The following is a 14,385-nucleotide window of genomic DNA, read 5'->3' as shown; positions in this document are numbered from 1 at the left end:
CGTGACCGAGGCAGAGATTCTTGAACGCATCCGCGCCATCTTCAAAGAGAACTTCGCGATCGAGCCGGAGCGCGTGACGCCTGACGCGCATCTCTTCGAAGACCTCGATCTCGACAGCATCGACGCCGTCGACCTCGCGATCAAACTGCAGGAAATGACCGGGCGCCGCATCAAGCCGGAAGAATTCAAGTCGGTGCGCACGGTCGGCGATGTGATCGGTGCGGTCGAATCCCTGCTGGCGGCACAAGGCTGATGCCATCCGTGCGCTCGCGAATGCAAGCGGCGGCGAGCCGGCCCGCCGAGGCATCGCCCGGCACTGAGCGCCACTGGGCCAAAACGGCGGTGCAGGTCCTGCTGAAACTCGCGTATCCCGCGTTGATTCTGTGCGCCTGGCGCTGGGACACGCCGCGCTATGTCGGCTGCATGCTGTTTGCGATTCTGTGGCTGCAACGCTGGGCCGGCAGCGGTCCGGTCGCGACCTCGCTGCGCCGGCTCTCCACCATCGACTGGACCGTGGTCGGCTTGCTGAGCTGCGCTTCGGCGGCGATCGTGTTCACCAACAGCGAGTTACTGCTGCGCCTCTATCCGTCGCTCGTCAATCTGGGTCTGCTGATCGCGTTCGGCGCGACGCTGGTGCGTGGGCCTTCGATGATCGAAAAATTCGCGCGGCTGGGCAATCCGAATCTGCCGCCTGGCGCCGTGCGTCATACGTGGCGCGTGACCCAGGTGTGGTGCGTTTTCTTCGCGCTGAACGGCGCGTTTTCCGCTTATACGGCGCTGTATTGGAGCCGTGCTAACTGGTCGCTCTATAACGGCGCGATCGCTTATGGGTTAATCGGCGTGCTGCTGGTGGCCGAGGTCATCTGGCGTTATCTGGTGGTGCTGCCGCGAGCCGCGCGTTCGGAGGCGGCATGATTGCGTTGCACGATCTGTTGTCGGCGGGCCATGGTGCCGCCGTCGTGAATGCGCCGGTGTGCCGCGACGGCGCGACGGTGCTCGACCGCACAGCGTTTCGCGCGCGCGTGTCGGCGCTGGTCACGCTGATGCAAACGCAAGACGCGCGCCGCTACGCATTGTGTATCGATGATCCGTTCGATTTCGCCTGTGCACTGTTTGCGCTGTTCGCGTGCGGCAAGGAGCCTGTGATTCCGGCCAACGCGACGCCGGGCTATCTCGCCGATCTGGCCGATGCGTACGACGCGGTGCTGACCGACGCCGATCTGCCGCGCGGTGTGCGAGAAGATGCGCGAGACGCTTACGCCGATGCCACGCGCACGCCAGACACTTCGCACATGATCGACCCGCAAGCTCCGTTGACGCTCTACACCTCCGGCAGCAGCGGCGCCCCCAAGCCGATCCGCAAGACCCTCGCGCAATTCAACGCTGAAGTGCACACGCTCGAAAAGCAGTGGGGTGCTCTGGTCGGCGATGCGACGATGCTCGCGAGCGTGCCGCATCATCACATCTACGGTTTGCTGTTTCGCGTGTTGTGGCCGCTTGCGGCGGGCCGCGCGTTCGACCGCACGATTAGCATCGAGCCTTTGCATCTACAAACGCAGATCGAACAATGCGGCGCGACGGTGGTTGTCTCGACGCCCGCGCAATTGTCGCGTTGGCCCGCGTTGCCTGGTTTCGCCGCGTTGACGCCGGCGCCGCGCGCATTCTTTTCTTCGGGCGGCCCGCTCGCCCTGGAAGCCGCGCAAGAATACGCCGCCGCTTATGGCGCTGCGCCGCTCGAAATCTACGGCAGTACGGAAACCGGTGGCATCGCATGGCGTCGTCAGGATCAGACCGATGCCTGGCAGCCGGTCGTCGGCATTGAAGTGCGCCGCGACGAAGACGGCGCGCTGAATGTCCGCTCGCCGCATCTCGATCACACTGGCTGGCATCGCACGGACGACAAAATCGCGTTCGATGCCGATGGCCGCTTCCGCCTGCAAGGCCGCCTCGATCGCGTGCTCAAGCTGGATGGCAAGCGTGTGTCGTTGCCGGAGCTCGAAGCGCGTCTCGCGCTGCATCCCTATGTCGCGCAAGCGGCGATCGTGCCGCTGGAAGGCGCCTCGCGCGAGCGCGTCGGCGCCGTCGTGGCGTTGACGGAAGCCGGCTGCGAGGCATTGCGCGACGAAGGCCGCGTGCAACTCGCGCACACCTTGCGCCGACATCTTGCTGCCTATTTCGATGTGGTGGTGCTGCCGCGTCATTGGCGTTTCCGCCTCACGTTGCCGTTCGACGCGCGCGGCAAACTGCCGGTGGCCGCCGTCGCGGCGGCATTCGAGCCGCGCGCGGACGGCGTGGAAGTGCTCGCCGAAGCCCGCAGTGCCGAGACGCTGCACTACGAACTGCGCGTGCCGCCGACGCTCGTGCATTTCGCCGGCCACTTCCCCGGTCTGCCGATTCTGCCGGGCGTCGTGCAGGTTCACTGGGCCATGCATCTGGCGGCCGAACACGTGCCCGCTGTGCGCACGCTGGCGTCGGTCGATCGTCTCAAGTTCATGGCGCCGGTGCCGCCAGGCGCGGTACTCAATCTCACGCTCGCACACGACGCCGCACGTGGCCGCGTGCAGTTCGCGTACCGGCTGAGCGGGCGTGAATGCGCGTCCGGTGTGATCGTGTATCGGGAGCCTGCATGATGCGCTTCGCTCCTTGCATCGTCATTCCGATTTACAACCACAAGGACGCGATCGGCGCGACCGTTGCCCATCTCGCGGTGCACCGCTTGCCGATCTTTGTCGTCGACGACGGCAGCGATGAGGCGACCCAGCAGGTGCTCGCTTCGCTCGCGCAACAATACGCAGGGCAGCTCACGCTGCTGCGCTTGCCGGTCAATGGCGGCAAGGGTGCGGCGGTGATGGCGGGACTGCGCGCCGCGCGCGCCGCCGAGTACACGCACGCTCTGCAGATCGACGCCGACGGCCAGCACGACGCGACGGACGTGCCGCGGTTTATCGAAGCAGCGCTTGCCGAACCGGGCGCGGTGATCCTCGGCCGCCCGGTCTACGACGAGAGCGTGCCGAAATCGCGCCTCTACGGCCGTTATCTGACACACGTGTGGGTGTGGATCGAAACGCTTTCGCTGACGATCCGCGATTCGATGTGCGGCTTCCGTCTGTATCCGCTTGCGCTTGCTTGCGAGTTGATCGACAGCGTGCAACTGCCGACGCGCATGGACTTCGACATCGAAATTCTCGTGCGTCTGTACTGGCGGCGCGCCGCGTTCCGCTCGATTCCGACGCGCGTCACCTACGCAAGCGATGGCGTCTCGCATTTCGACGTGCTGTGGGACAACGTGCGCATCAGCCGCAGCCACACGCGTCTCGTGTTCGGCATGCTGTGGCGTTTGCCGATGCTGCTCGCGCACAAAGTGATGCCACGCCGTTCGGCGATCGCGAGTGAGGCGTTCAAGCAGAGCGACCAGAACAAACCCGGCCAGCACGCTGAACAAAACGAACAAAGCCCCCAGGACTGGTGGCGCATCGCCGAACGCGGCAGCCATCTGGGCATGTCCTTGCTCGCCCTCAGTTGCAAGCTATTCGGCCGCCGTTTCACCGCGCTCTGGCTGCATCCGATCGTCGCGTATTTTCTGCTGACGGGCCGCGCTGCACGCGAGGCGTCGAGCAACTACTTCACGCGTCTTGGCGCGGCCGCACCGCACGGCGATACGCCGCGCCCGGGTTGGCTGTCCGCCTATCGCCACATGCTGGCGTTCGCGCAATCGGGTTTTGATAAGCTCGCGGCGTGGTCCGGTCGTGTCAACAACGCCGACGTCAAATTCGAAGATCCTTCGGCATTCGAGGCATTGGTGGCAAGCGGCAAAGGGGCGCTCGTGATCGGCGCGCATCTCGGCAATCTGGAAATGACCCGCGCGCTCGCCGCGCAGGGCGCCTACGCGAAAGTCACTGCCGTGGTCTACACCGAACACGCGCGGCGCTTCAATAGCGTGCTGGCGTCGGCGAATAGCCAGTTCGCGCGGCATCTGCTCGAGGTTAGTGACTTCGGCCCTGAGACCGCGATGATGATGCAGGAGCGCGTCGACGCGGGCGAGCTGCTGGTGATCGTCGGCGACCGCGTGCCGGCCCATGAAGCGGGCCGCACGACCGAAGCGCAATTTCTCGGCTCGACCGCGCCATTCGCGCAAGGCCCCTACGTGCTCGCGCATGCGCTGGGCTGCCCTGTCTATCTGTTCTTCTGCCTGAAAGAGCGCGACGGCTATCGTCTGTATTTCGAACCGTTCGCCGAGCGCATCGAGTTGCCGCGCCGCGAACGCGCGCAGCATCTTGCCGCGTGGGCGCAGCGTTACGCGGCGCGCCTCGAACACTATTGCCGCAAGGCACCTTATCAATGGTTCAATTTCTTCGATTTCTGGGCCAGCCCCAAGCGAGGCACACATGGCCGAACATGATCTGATCGAGGCGCCGAACGTTAGCGCAAGTGAGAACGCGGGTGCAAACGCGGCAGCGGTAACGATTGGCGGCCGCAAGCTGACGATCGAAGAAGTCGTTGCGATCGCCCACCATCGCGCACCGGTTGCGTTGAGCGCCGATCCGGCGTGGCGTGCGCGCATCCAGCGCGGCGCGGACTTTCTGCGCCGGCATCTGGCGTCGGGCGCGACCGTGTACGGCGTCAACACCGGCTATGGCGACGCGTGCGTGGTCGACGTGCCGATGGAACTCGTCGAAGCCTTGCCGTTGCAGTTGACGCGTTACCACGGCTGCGGCATGGGCCGGTATCTCGACGACGCGCAAACGCTCGCGGTGATCGCCGCGCGACTCAACTCGCTGGCCTACGGTTTCTCCGGCGTGCGCCCGGTGTTGCTCGAACGCCTTGCCGATCTGATCAATCATCGGGTGTTGCCGCGCATTCCGTCGGAAGGCTCGGTCGGTGCAAGCGGCGATCTGACGCCGCTCTCGTATGTGGCCGCCGCGCTCGCGGGTGAACGCGATGTGATGTTCGAAGACAGCCTGCGCAACGTGCGCGAGGTCTGGACCGAACTGGGTCACGAACCACTGACGCTCGCGCCGAAAGAGGGCCTTGCGCTAATGAACGGCACCGCGGTGATGACAGGCCTCGCCTGTCTCGCGTTTGCGCGTGCCGATCATCTGACGCGCCTCACTGCACGTCTTACCGCGCTCTCAACCGTTGCACTCGACGGCCGCGCCGCACACTTCGACGCAATGCTGTTCGAAGTGAAGCCGCATGCAGGCCAGGCCGAAGCCGCGGCATGGATTCGCGACGATCTGAGCGGACGCGACGATACGCCGGGACATCGTCTGCAGGATCGCTATTCGATTCGCTGTGCGCCGCATGTGATCGGCGTTGCGCGCGATGCCTTGTCGTGGGTGCGCCGCGATGTCGAGAACGAACTGAACAGCGCGAACGACAATCCGCTGATCGACCCCGACAACGAGCGTGTGCTGCACGGCGGCAACTTCTACGGCGGCCATATCGCGTTCGCGATGGATTCGCTGAAAGTCGCGGTCGCCAATCTCGCCGATCTGATGGACCGGCAGCTCGCGCTGCTGGTCGACGTGAATTTCAACAACGGCTTGCCGCGCAACCTGTCGGGTGCGGCCCCCGCGCGCGCCGCGATCAATCACGGTTTCAAGGCCGTGCAGATTTCGTCGTCCGCGTGGACGGCCGAAGCGTTAAAGAACACGATGCCCGCCAGCGTGTTCTCGCGTTCGACCGAAGCGCACAATCAGGACAAGGTCAGCATGGGCACGATCGCCGCGCGCGACTGTTTGCGCGTGCTGGAGTTGACCGAACAGGTTGCCGCCGCGCATACGCTGGCGACTGTGCAAGCCGCGCGCCTGCGCTTGAAGATCGACAGCACCACGCCGGTTCCCGCGCCGCTGCAAGCCTTTATTGATAGCGTGACAGCGCAATCGCCGTTCGTCGACGAAGACCGCGCGCTGGAAAGCGACCTGCGCGCGCTGACTGCGCGCATCGCCGCATGCGATCTGTTGGACGACTATCGCGGAGGCCCGAACGCATGAGCGGCTCCCCTAAAGTGCTGACGGCCAGCGCGATGGTCGAAGTGCCGTTTCACGACGTCGACGCGATGAACGTGTGCTGGCATGGCCACTATCTGAAGTACTTCGAGATCGGCCGCGCGGCGCTCCTGCGTACGTTCGACTACGACTACCGCGAGATGCAGGCATCGGGTTACCTGTGGCCGATCGTCGAGGCGCATCTGAAGTATGTACGTCCGGCTACTTACGGCCAGGCGCTGGAAGTGCGCACGCAACTGCTCGAACACGAGAACCGCCTGAAAATAGGCTATGAAATTGTCGACGGCGCATCCGGTACGCGATTGACGAAGGGCTACACGATCCAGGTCGCGGTCGATGCCGCGACGCAGGAATTGCAGTTCGTGTCGCCGCCCGTCGTATTCGAAAAGCTGGAGCGTGTATGGGGACGATGAACTCGCGCGGCGCGGCAGCGGTAGCGTTGCTCGCGCTAGGCACCCTAAGCGTATCCAGCCTGGCAGCATGGCCGGCTGCGGCGTCTGCGGCTGAAACCGCACAGCCCGCCGGCAACCCGGCACTCGTCTCGCAGATCGCCTCGCATCTCGCCCAGGCCAAGGGTGTTCGCGCGCAATTCACGCAAACGCAAACGCTCGCCGCGATGAAGCAACCGCTCGTCAGCACGGGTTCGCTGCTGTTCTTCCGCGATCGTGGGGTGATCTGGCAGATCGACACGCCGTACAAAGCCACCTATGTGATTACCGACGCGGGCGTCGCCGAAGTCGATGCCAACGGCCAGCGCGTGACGGCTCACAGTGCCCAGGGCACACGCGGCGTCGCGCAGGTTTCGAAGATGATGCGCGCGATGCTGGGCGGCGACCTGTCGGCGCTGTACTCGCAATTCGACGTGCAGGCCGAAGGCAGCGCTGCGCAGTGGCGCATGCAACTCACGCCGAACCAGCCGCAGATCGCGCAGTCGATCAAAGGCTTGCAAATGAACGGCGGCGACTATCTTCAAAGCTTGCGGATCACGCTCGCGAACGGCGACATCACGAAACTCGACTTTGCGAAAAGCGCTGCGGTGAGCGAACCAACGCCTGCTGAGCGTAGCCTGCTCGGAGCGCCGTAATGCAGGTGCTGCAACAGCGGTCCGCGAAACAGGCGTGGGGCATGCGCGCCGCGTGGCTGCTGCTCGCGCTCGCCGCAGCGCTGTATTGCGGGTGGCGTTTCGCGGGACCTTCGCCGCTGCAGACCAATCTGCTGGCGTTGCTGCCTGCCACGGAAGCGGATCCGGTCGCCGAGAAAGCGGTCGATACGCTCGCAAGTGCGCTGGGCGACCGCACCGTTTTTCTGGTCACCAGCAACGATGACGCGCACGCCAAAGCGGCAGCGAAACAACTCGGCGCATCGTTGCAGAAGAGCGGGGCGTTCGGCTCGGTGACGGCGGAGTTGCCGCCGTTCGATCTGTCGCAGATCGCCGCGTTGTATATGCCGTATCGGTTCGGTTTGCTGGCGCCCGTTGACCGCGCAGCACTCGCGCGGAGCAATGCTGCAAGCCCCATGCTGTACGACGCACTCGCACAGCGCATCTACAGCCCAATGCGCGGCGGCCTGACCACGCCGCTCGCCGACGATCCGTTCGGCTGGCTCGAACACTGGCTCGGCGGCTTGCCGCTCGCCACGTCGAATCTCGAACTCGAAGACAACATGCTGGTGTCGCATCGCGGCAGTGCGACCAGCGTGCTGATCGTCGCCACGCTACCGGGCTCGGCCTACGAATCAAAGACGCAGCACGCCGTGCTTGCCGCGCTTGCGCAAGGTGAAAGCAGCCTGAAGCAGGCGTTCCCTGACGTGACGGTGGCGAGAACCGGTGCGGTGTTCTACGCGGAGTCGGCACGCAGCGCATCGGAACATGAGGTGCATCTGATCGGCGTCGCGTCGCTGTGCGGGATTGCGTTGCTGATGATGTGGGTGTTCCGCTCCCCGCGCCTGTTGCTGCTCGGTTTCGTTTCGACGGCGCTCGGCATCGTCTGTGCGCTCGCGGTGACGATGCTGGTGTTCGGTCAATTGCATCTGTTGACGCTGGTGTTCGGCGCGAGCCTGATCGGCGAAGCGGTCGATTATTCGATTCAGTATTTCGTGGTCTATCTCGGCGCGGAGCGCGATTGGGATTCGCGCCGTGGCGCGCGTGCCGTGCGCCCGGCCTTGACGGTCGCGCTTGCCACCAGCCTGCTCGGCTACGCGATCCTCACGTGGGTGCCGTTCCCCGCGCTCAAGCAGATTGCGTGCTTCGCGATGGCGGGCATTGTGACGGCGTATGCCTCTGTGCTGTGGCTGTTGCCCGCGCTGCTCACGCGGCCGCCGAAGCGCGGCCCGCAGCACCTGTTCGCCGGTGCGGCGCGTCTGCTGACGGTCTGGCATCGCACGATCGGCGGCAAGCGGGCGTGGTTTGTCGCAGCGCTATTGCTGATCGTGGCGATTCCCGGCTGGTTGCGTCTGACGAGCGACGACGATATCCATCTGCTGATCCAGCGTGATCCTTCGCTGGTCGCGCAGGAAGACAAGGTGCGCGCGGCGGTGGGTGTCGATAACAGCGCGCAGTTTTTTGTCGTGCGCGGCGAGACGCCGGAAATTGTCTTGCAACGCGCCGAAGCGCTGGGCGTGAAGCTCGACGGCTTGAACGGGACCGCGAACAAGGTGGGCAGCTATCAGTCGGTGGCGCAATTCGTGCCGTCCGCGAAGCAGCAAAACGCAGACCGTGCATTGCTTGCGCAGCACGTATTCAACAATCCCGCGGCGTTGCGTGCCACGCTGCTGCAGGCGGGCTTTAAAGACGAAGTCGCCGATGCCTGGCTCGCCGCGTATGCGAAACCGCAGCCGCTGCTTACGGTCGAGACGTGGCTCGCCGCACCGTGGTCGCAGCCCTACAGGCATTTGTGGCTGGGTGAAGTCGATTCGGCGACCAAAGCGTATGCAGCGGTCGTGATTCCGCAGGGCGTGACGCCGCAGAACGAACCTGCGCTGATCGCCACCGCGCAGGCGCTGCCCGGCGTCGTATTCGTCGACAAGGCGGCGAGCGTCTCGAAGCTGTTCGGCGCGTATCGCGTGGATAGCGGGTGGTGGCTCGGCGGTGCGCTCGCGCTCGTACTCGTCCTGCTGATGCTGCGCTACCGCGCGCGCGGTGGCATTGCCGTGACGCTGCCGGTGCTGCTCGCGGTCGTCGTCACGCTCGCGGTGTTCGGCTACGTTCACGTGCCGCTCAATCTGTTCAACTGGCTCGCGCTGATGCTGGTGCTCGGCGTTGGCGCAAACTATGCGGTGTTTCTGCGCGAAGGCTGCCTGCGCGCGGACGCCGATCTCGGCGCTGTGTGGACCGGTGTGCTGCTGTCGTCGGCCACCACGCTGTTGTCGTTCGGCATGCTCGGTATGAGCGCGATGCCTGCGCTGAAGAGTTTCGGCGCCACGCTCGCTCTTGGCATCCTCGTATCGGTGCTGCTCGCGCCGATCGGCATGCCATCGGAATCAAGGAGGGCCGCATGAAGGCGCCATCAGTTTATTTGCACGCGCTCGGCATGATCAATGCGCTCGGCGGCGACCTCGATGCAATCGTCCCGGCGCTTATCGCCGGTCACGCACCCGGTATGGCGCATGCGCATACGGGCATTGGCGAAGCGTTTGTCGGCAGCGTGCTCGCGCCGCTCGATCTGGCGCCGCCTGCCGGGCTCGCACGCTACGACTGCCGCAATAACCGCTTGCTGCTGGCCGCGCTGACGCAGATCGCACCCGCTGTCGACGCGGCGCGCGAGCGTTACGGCGCGCATCGGATCGGCGTGGTGCTCGGCACCAGCACGTCGGGTATCGAAGCGGCCGAAGCCGCGTTCGTCTATCAGGCGCAAGCGGGCAACCTGCCTGCAAACTTCAATTACCGGCAGATGGAGATCGGCACCGCCGCGCCCTTCGCCGCCGCCGCGCTCGGCGTGCACGGTCCGGCCTTCACGATCTCGACCGCTTGCACCTCGAGCGCGAAGGCCTTTGCGTCGGCGCGCCGTTTGCTGCAATTGCGGCTGTGCGACGCGGTGGTGGTAGGGGGCGTCGATTCGTTGTGCGAGTTGACGGTGCAGGGTTTCGCCTCGCTCGAATCGACCAGCGGCGTGCGCACCAATCCGATGAGCCGTAATCGCAGCGGGATCAACGTCGGCGAAGGCGCAGCCGTGTTTCTGATGAGCCGCGAAGAAGCGGCGGTACGGCTCGCGGGTGTCGGCGAATCGAGCGATGCGCACCATATTTCCTCGCCGGACCCCCGAGGTGTGGGCGGCGAACTGGCGTTGCAAGCTGCGTTGGCCGATGCGGGCGTCGCATCGTCGGCCATCGGCTACGTGAATCTGCATGCGACTGCCACACGCAAGAACGATGAAATGGAAGCGAAGCTGATGGCGCGTGTCTTCCCCAACGGCGTGGCGACGAGCGGCACCAAGCCGCTGACGGGTCACCAGCTCGGCGCGGCAGGCGCGACCGAACTCGCCTTCGCCTGGCTGACGCTAGCGGGCGCGAATGGGGCGCAAGCCGTGCCGCTGCCGCGTCATCTGTGGGACGGTGAGGCAGATCCCGCGTTGCCGGTGCTCGACCTGGTCGAAACCGAACGCTTTCTGCCGCAAGGCGCGGGACCGCAGTACGTGATGAGCAATTCGTTTGCGTTCGGCGGCAGCAATGTCAGCCTGATTCTTGGACGGTGATGCGCGCGATGACCCAGACGCCCTCCATTCAGGATCTCATCCTGCAACCCATCGAAACGATCATCCCGCATCGCGGCACCATGCTGCTGATCGATGCCGTGAACACGTTCAGCGAAGAGGCAGTGAGCGCGCGCGCCACCGTCCATGCCGACGCCTGGTATGCCGACGCCGACGGCGCGATGCCCGCATGGATCGGCATCGAGCTGATGGCGCAGACCATCGCGGCGCACGTCGCGCTGCTGGCCATGCGCGGCGGTGGCCAGGCGCGCCCCGGTGTGCTGCTCGGCTCGCGCATCTATCGCGCGTTGCAACCGTCGTTTGCCGGCGGCGCCCAGTTGCTGATCCATGCAACAGAACTACTGCGTAGCGAAGAAGGCCACGGCGCCTACGAGTGCACGATCCATCATGGCGACGTGTGTTGCGCCGAGGCGGTCATCAAGGTCTTTCAGCCGCGCGATTTTCAGTCATTCATCGAAGGGAGTTTCAGTTCATGAGCCGGCGTGTTCTCGTTACCGGCGCAAGCCGCGGCATCGGCCGCGCGATTGCGTACAAGTTGGCCGCCGACGGTTTCGCGGTGTCGGTGCATTGCCGCACGGGCCGCACCGAAGCCGAAGCCGTGGCAACGGGCATCGCCGCGCAAGGCGGTACAGCGCGCGTGCTGCAATTCGATGTGCGCGATCGCGCCGCGTGCCGCGAAGTGCTCGAAGTGGATGTCGTGGCGCACGGCGCGTACTACGGCATCGTATGCAGCGCGGGCGTAACGCGCGACGCCGCGTTCCCGGCGCTCACCGAAGAAGACTGGGACATCGTGATCGAAACCGGTCTCGACTCGTTCTACAACGTCGTCCATCCGCTGACCATGCCGATGGTGCGGGCGAAGAAGGGTGGCCGCATCGTCACGATCGCGTCGGTCTCCGGCGTGATGGGCAATCGCGGTCAGGTCAACTACAGCGCGGCGAAGGCTGGGCTGATCGGCGCGTCCAAGGCACTCGCCGTCGAACTGGCGACGCGCAACATCACCGTCAATTGCGTCGCGCCGGGATTGATCGATACCGGCATGCTTGACGACATGCCGCTCGAGCAGGCATTGAAGACGGTGCCGATGAACCGCGTCGGCCAGCCTGCCGAAGTGGCGTCCGTGGTCGGCTTTCTGATGTCGGATGCGGCCTCGTATGTCACGCGTCAGGTGATCGGCGTCAATGGTGGGATGGTGTAATGAAACGCGTCGTCATTACCGGCATGGGGGGCGTCACGGCGTTCGGTGACGACTGGGACGCAATCGAAACACGCCTGAAAAGCGGCGTGAACGCGGTGCGCCGCATGCCCGAGTGGGATTACTTCGAGTCGCTGCACACGCGGCTCGCGTGTCCGTTGCCGGGCTTCACGGTGCCTGCGCATTACCCGCGCAAGAAAACCCGCTCGATGGGGCCGGTGTCGATGTACTCGGTGCGCGCGAGCGAACTGGCGCTCGCCGACGCGGGCCTCGCCGACGACGCCAGCATCAAGGACGGCCGCATGGGCGTTGCCTACGGCTCGTCGTCGGGCTCGGTGCAGCCGATTCGCGCGTTCGGCACGATGCTCGAAACCGGCTCGATGAGCGACGTCACGTCGAACAGCTACGTGCAGATGATGCCGCACACCACGGCGGTCAACGTCAGCCTGTTCTGGGATCTGAAAGGGCGGATCATTCCGACCTCGTGCGCGTGCGCGTCGGGCAGTCAGGCGATCGGCTACGCGTATGAAGCGATCCAGGCCGGTAAGCAGACGCTGATGCTGGCGGGCGGCGCGGAAGAAATGTCGGGCCCGGCGGTCGCCGTATTCGACACGTTGTACGCGACCAGCACGCGTAACGACGAGCCGCATCTCACGCCGCGCCCGTTCGACGCCGCGCGCGACGGCCTCGTGGTCGGCGAAGGCGCGGCGACGCTGGTGCTCGAAGAATACGAACACGCGGTGGCGCGCGGCGCGCGGATTCATGCGGAGATCGTTGGCTTCGGCTGCAATTCGGATGGCGCGCATATGACCCAGCCGACCACCGAAACCATGGCGCTGGCTATGCAGCTTGCACTGAAAGATGCGCAACTGCCGCCCGAAGCGATTGCCTACGTGAATGCGCACGGCACCTCCACGGACCGCGGCGACATCGCCGAAAGTCATGCGACCGCGCAGACCTTCGGCGCGCGCATGCCGATCAGTTCGCTCAAGAGCTATGTCGGCCATACGCTCGGTGCATGCGGTGCGCTGGAGGCGTGGTGGACCATCGAGATGATGAAGCGCAACTGGTATGCGCCGACCTTGAACCTGGAGAACGTCGATCCGGCCTGCGCGCCGCTCGACTACATCGTCGGCACGGGCCGTGAGATCGACGCCGAACATGTGATGAGCAACAACTTTGCATTCGGCGGCATCAACACGTCGCTGATTTTCAGGCGCGTTCGATGAGCGTGCCGCTGCAACGCGTGGTCGTCACCGGCATGGGGATCGTGTCGTGCCTCGGCAATACGCTCGACGACGTGTCCGCCGCATTGCGCGTGGGCCGCTCGCGTATCGAGCGGATCGACGCGTGGCGTGAGCGCGGTTTCGGTTCGCAGGTGGCGGGCGTCGCATCGGTTGCCGAGGAGCGGCCGTTCGATCGCAAGCTCGAACGCTTCATGGGCGACACCGCGCGCTTTGCGTGCCACGCGGCGAAGAAAGCGATCGGCGATGCCGGGCTCGACCTCGCCGCGTTGCGCTCGCCGCGCGCCGGCACGGTGATCGGTTCGGGCGTCGGCACGATGTCGAGTTACGACGTGTCCATGTCGATTGCGAATACCCGCGGCGTCGATAAAGTGCCGCCGTATACGGTTCCGCATGCGATGAGCAGCACCGCGTCGGCCAACGTCGCGCAGGTGTTTGGACTGGAGGGCGTGAGCTATTCGCCATCGTCGGCATGCACGACCTCGGCGCTCGCCATCGGCCAGGCGATGCAACTGATCCAGACCGGTCGCCAGGACATCGTGCTGGCCGGTGGCAGCGAGTCCTTGCACGACAACATGACGCTGATGTTCGACGCGATGGGCGCACTGTCGCGCAACTTCAACGAGACGCCGCAGCGCGCTTCACGTCCCTACGACACGGCGCGCGACGGCTTCGTGATCGCCTCGGGCGGCGGCGTGCTGGTGCTCGAATCGCTCGATCATGCGTTGGCGCGTGGAGCCCGCATTTACGCCGAACTGACCGGCTTCGGCGACTGCACGGACCGCGCGGGCATGGTCACGCCGCATGCGGCAGGCATCGCGCGGGCGATGCGTGGCGCGTTGGACGAAGCGGGCAAGCGCCCGGACTACGTCAACACGCACGCCCCGTCGACGCCGCTTGGCGACGTCGAGGAATTGCGCGCCTTGATTGACGTATTTGGCGGGGAAGTCCCCGCGTTTTCGTCGACTAAAGGCATGACCGGGCATCCGCTCGGCGCATGCGGCGCGCACGAGGCGATCTACACGTTGCTGATGATGCGTGACGGTTTCATCGCGGGGACGGCGGGCATCGAGACGCTGGAGCCGGGCGCCGAAGGCATGCCGCTCGTGCGCACGACGCGCGACGCACGCATCGGTTCGGCAATGTCGATTTCATTCGGGTTCGGCGGCAGTTGCGCAAGCCTGATATTTGAAGGGTGGCAGGGCGGTTGAACCGGCCGCGATTTTAAAAAA

Annotated in this window: 13 protein-coding genes; all 13 read left to right on the top strand. The window is 65.1% G+C overall.

The window, feature by feature from the left end:
• The first annotated feature begins 1 nt into the window (after position 1).
• From KHO33_RS09905 to KHO33_RS09845, 13 genes are read left to right on the top strand one after another with little or no spacing between them, the layout of a single operon-like run.
• A complete protein-coding gene (locus KHO33_RS09905; RefSeq protein WP_054037292.1) occupies positions 2–253 on the top strand; it encodes an acyl carrier protein in 252 nt (83 codons plus the stop codon).
• Positions 253–915 (top strand): COG4648 family protein, encoded by a 663-nt coding sequence (locus KHO33_RS09900; RefSeq protein ID WP_200564686.1) that lies wholly within the window; start codon positions 253–255, stop codon positions 913–915. Before KHO33_RS09905 ends, KHO33_RS09900 begins: the two co-directional genes overlap by 1 nt.
• Positions 912–2,630, top strand: coding sequence for an AMP-binding protein (locus KHO33_RS09895; RefSeq protein ID WP_200564685.1), 1,719 nt, complete (start codon positions 912–914; stop codon positions 2,628–2,630). Before KHO33_RS09900 ends, KHO33_RS09895 begins: the two co-directional genes overlap by 4 nt.
• Positions 2,630–4,399, top strand: coding sequence for a glycosyltransferase family 2 protein (locus KHO33_RS09890; protein ID WP_200564760.1), 1,770 nt, complete (start codon positions 2,630–2,632; stop codon positions 4,397–4,399). Before KHO33_RS09895 ends, KHO33_RS09890 begins: the two co-directional genes overlap by 1 nt.
• A complete protein-coding gene (locus KHO33_RS09885) occupies positions 4,386–5,993 on the top strand; it encodes an HAL/PAL/TAL family ammonia-lyase (protein ID WP_200564684.1) in 1,608 nt (535 codons plus the stop codon). Before KHO33_RS09890 ends, KHO33_RS09885 begins: the two co-directional genes overlap by 14 nt.
• Positions 5,990–6,421, top strand: coding sequence for an acyl-CoA thioesterase (locus KHO33_RS09880; protein ID WP_054037286.1), 432 nt, complete (start codon positions 5,990–5,992; stop codon positions 6,419–6,421). Before KHO33_RS09885 ends, KHO33_RS09880 begins: the two co-directional genes overlap by 4 nt.
• Complete coding sequence (locus KHO33_RS09875) at positions 6,409–7,092, top strand: outer membrane lipoprotein carrier protein LolA (RefSeq protein WP_200564683.1); 684 nt, start codon at positions 6,409–6,411, stop codon at positions 7,090–7,092. Before KHO33_RS09880 ends, KHO33_RS09875 begins: the two co-directional genes overlap by 13 nt.
• A complete protein-coding gene (locus tag KHO33_RS09870) occupies positions 7,092–9,503 on the top strand; it encodes an MMPL family transporter (protein WP_200564682.1) in 2,412 nt (803 codons plus the stop codon). Before KHO33_RS09875 ends, KHO33_RS09870 begins: the two co-directional genes overlap by 1 nt.
• Positions 9,500–10,696, top strand: coding sequence for a beta-ketoacyl-[acyl-carrier-protein] synthase family protein (locus KHO33_RS09865; protein WP_200564681.1), 1,197 nt, complete (start codon positions 9,500–9,502; stop codon positions 10,694–10,696). Before KHO33_RS09870 ends, KHO33_RS09865 begins: the two co-directional genes overlap by 4 nt.
• 8 nt (positions 10,697–10,704) lie before the next feature.
• The gene (locus KHO33_RS09860) at positions 10,705–11,190 is read left to right on the top strand and encodes a hotdog family protein (RefSeq protein WP_407946168.1); all 486 of its coding nucleotides are present in this window, start codon (positions 10,705–10,707) and stop codon (positions 11,188–11,190) included.
• Positions 11,187–11,912, top strand: a complete 726-nt coding sequence (locus tag KHO33_RS09855) for a 3-ketoacyl-ACP reductase FabG2 (protein ID WP_054037280.1) — start codon at positions 11,187–11,189, stop codon at positions 11,910–11,912. Before KHO33_RS09860 ends, KHO33_RS09855 begins: the two co-directional genes overlap by 4 nt.
• Positions 11,912–13,138 carry a beta-ketoacyl-ACP synthase gene (locus KHO33_RS09850; protein WP_200564679.1) on the top strand — a complete coding sequence of 409 codons (1,227 nt, stop codon included), beginning with the start codon at positions 11,912–11,914 and terminating at the stop codon, positions 13,136–13,138. Before KHO33_RS09855 ends, KHO33_RS09850 begins: the two co-directional genes overlap by 1 nt.
• Complete coding sequence (locus KHO33_RS09845) at positions 13,135–14,364, top strand: beta-ketoacyl synthase N-terminal-like domain-containing protein (protein WP_200564678.1); 1,230 nt, start codon at positions 13,135–13,137, stop codon at positions 14,362–14,364. Before KHO33_RS09850 ends, KHO33_RS09845 begins: the two co-directional genes overlap by 4 nt.
• Positions 14,365–14,385 lie beyond the last annotated feature (21 nt).

The sequence above is a fragment of the Paraburkholderia nemoris genome (assembly GCF_905221015.1).
In the GTDB taxonomy this organism is placed as follows: Bacteria; Pseudomonadota; Gammaproteobacteria; order Burkholderiales; family Burkholderiaceae; genus Paraburkholderia; species Paraburkholderia nemoris.
Note: the sequence above shows the minus strand (reverse complement) of the source record. Positions and strands in the feature narration are given on the sequence as shown.

Coding starts and splice junctions, on each gene's coding strand:
- KHO33_RS09900 (WP_200564686.1), top strand. CDS start 253: ATGCCATCCGTGCGCTCGCGAATGCAAGCGGCGGCGAGCCGGCCCGCC.
- KHO33_RS09895 (WP_200564685.1), top strand. CDS start 912: ATGATTGCGTTGCACGATCTGTTGTCGGCGGGCCATGGTGCCGCCGTC.
- KHO33_RS09890 (WP_200564760.1), top strand. CDS start 2,630: ATGCGCTTCGCTCCTTGCATCGTCATTCCGATTTACAACCACAAGGAC.
- KHO33_RS09885 (WP_200564684.1), top strand. CDS start 4,386: ATGGCCGAACATGATCTGATCGAGGCGCCGAACGTTAGCGCAAGTGAG.
- KHO33_RS09880 (WP_054037286.1), top strand. CDS start 5,990: ATGAGCGGCTCCCCTAAAGTGCTGACGGCCAGCGCGATGGTCGAAGTG.
- KHO33_RS09875 (WP_200564683.1), top strand. CDS start 6,409: ATGGGGACGATGAACTCGCGCGGCGCGGCAGCGGTAGCGTTGCTCGCG.
- KHO33_RS09870 (WP_200564682.1), top strand. CDS start 7,092: ATGCAGGTGCTGCAACAGCGGTCCGCGAAACAGGCGTGGGGCATGCGC.
- KHO33_RS09865 (WP_200564681.1), top strand. CDS start 9,500: ATGAAGGCGCCATCAGTTTATTTGCACGCGCTCGGCATGATCAATGCG.
- KHO33_RS09860 (WP_407946168.1), top strand. CDS start 10,705: ATGACCCAGACGCCCTCCATTCAGGATCTCATCCTGCAACCCATCGAA.
- KHO33_RS09855 (WP_054037280.1), top strand. CDS start 11,187: ATGAGCCGGCGTGTTCTCGTTACCGGCGCAAGCCGCGGCATCGGCCGC.
- KHO33_RS09850 (WP_200564679.1), top strand. CDS start 11,912: ATGAAACGCGTCGTCATTACCGGCATGGGGGGCGTCACGGCGTTCGGT.
- KHO33_RS09845 (WP_200564678.1), top strand. CDS start 13,135: ATGAGCGTGCCGCTGCAACGCGTGGTCGTCACCGGCATGGGGATCGTG.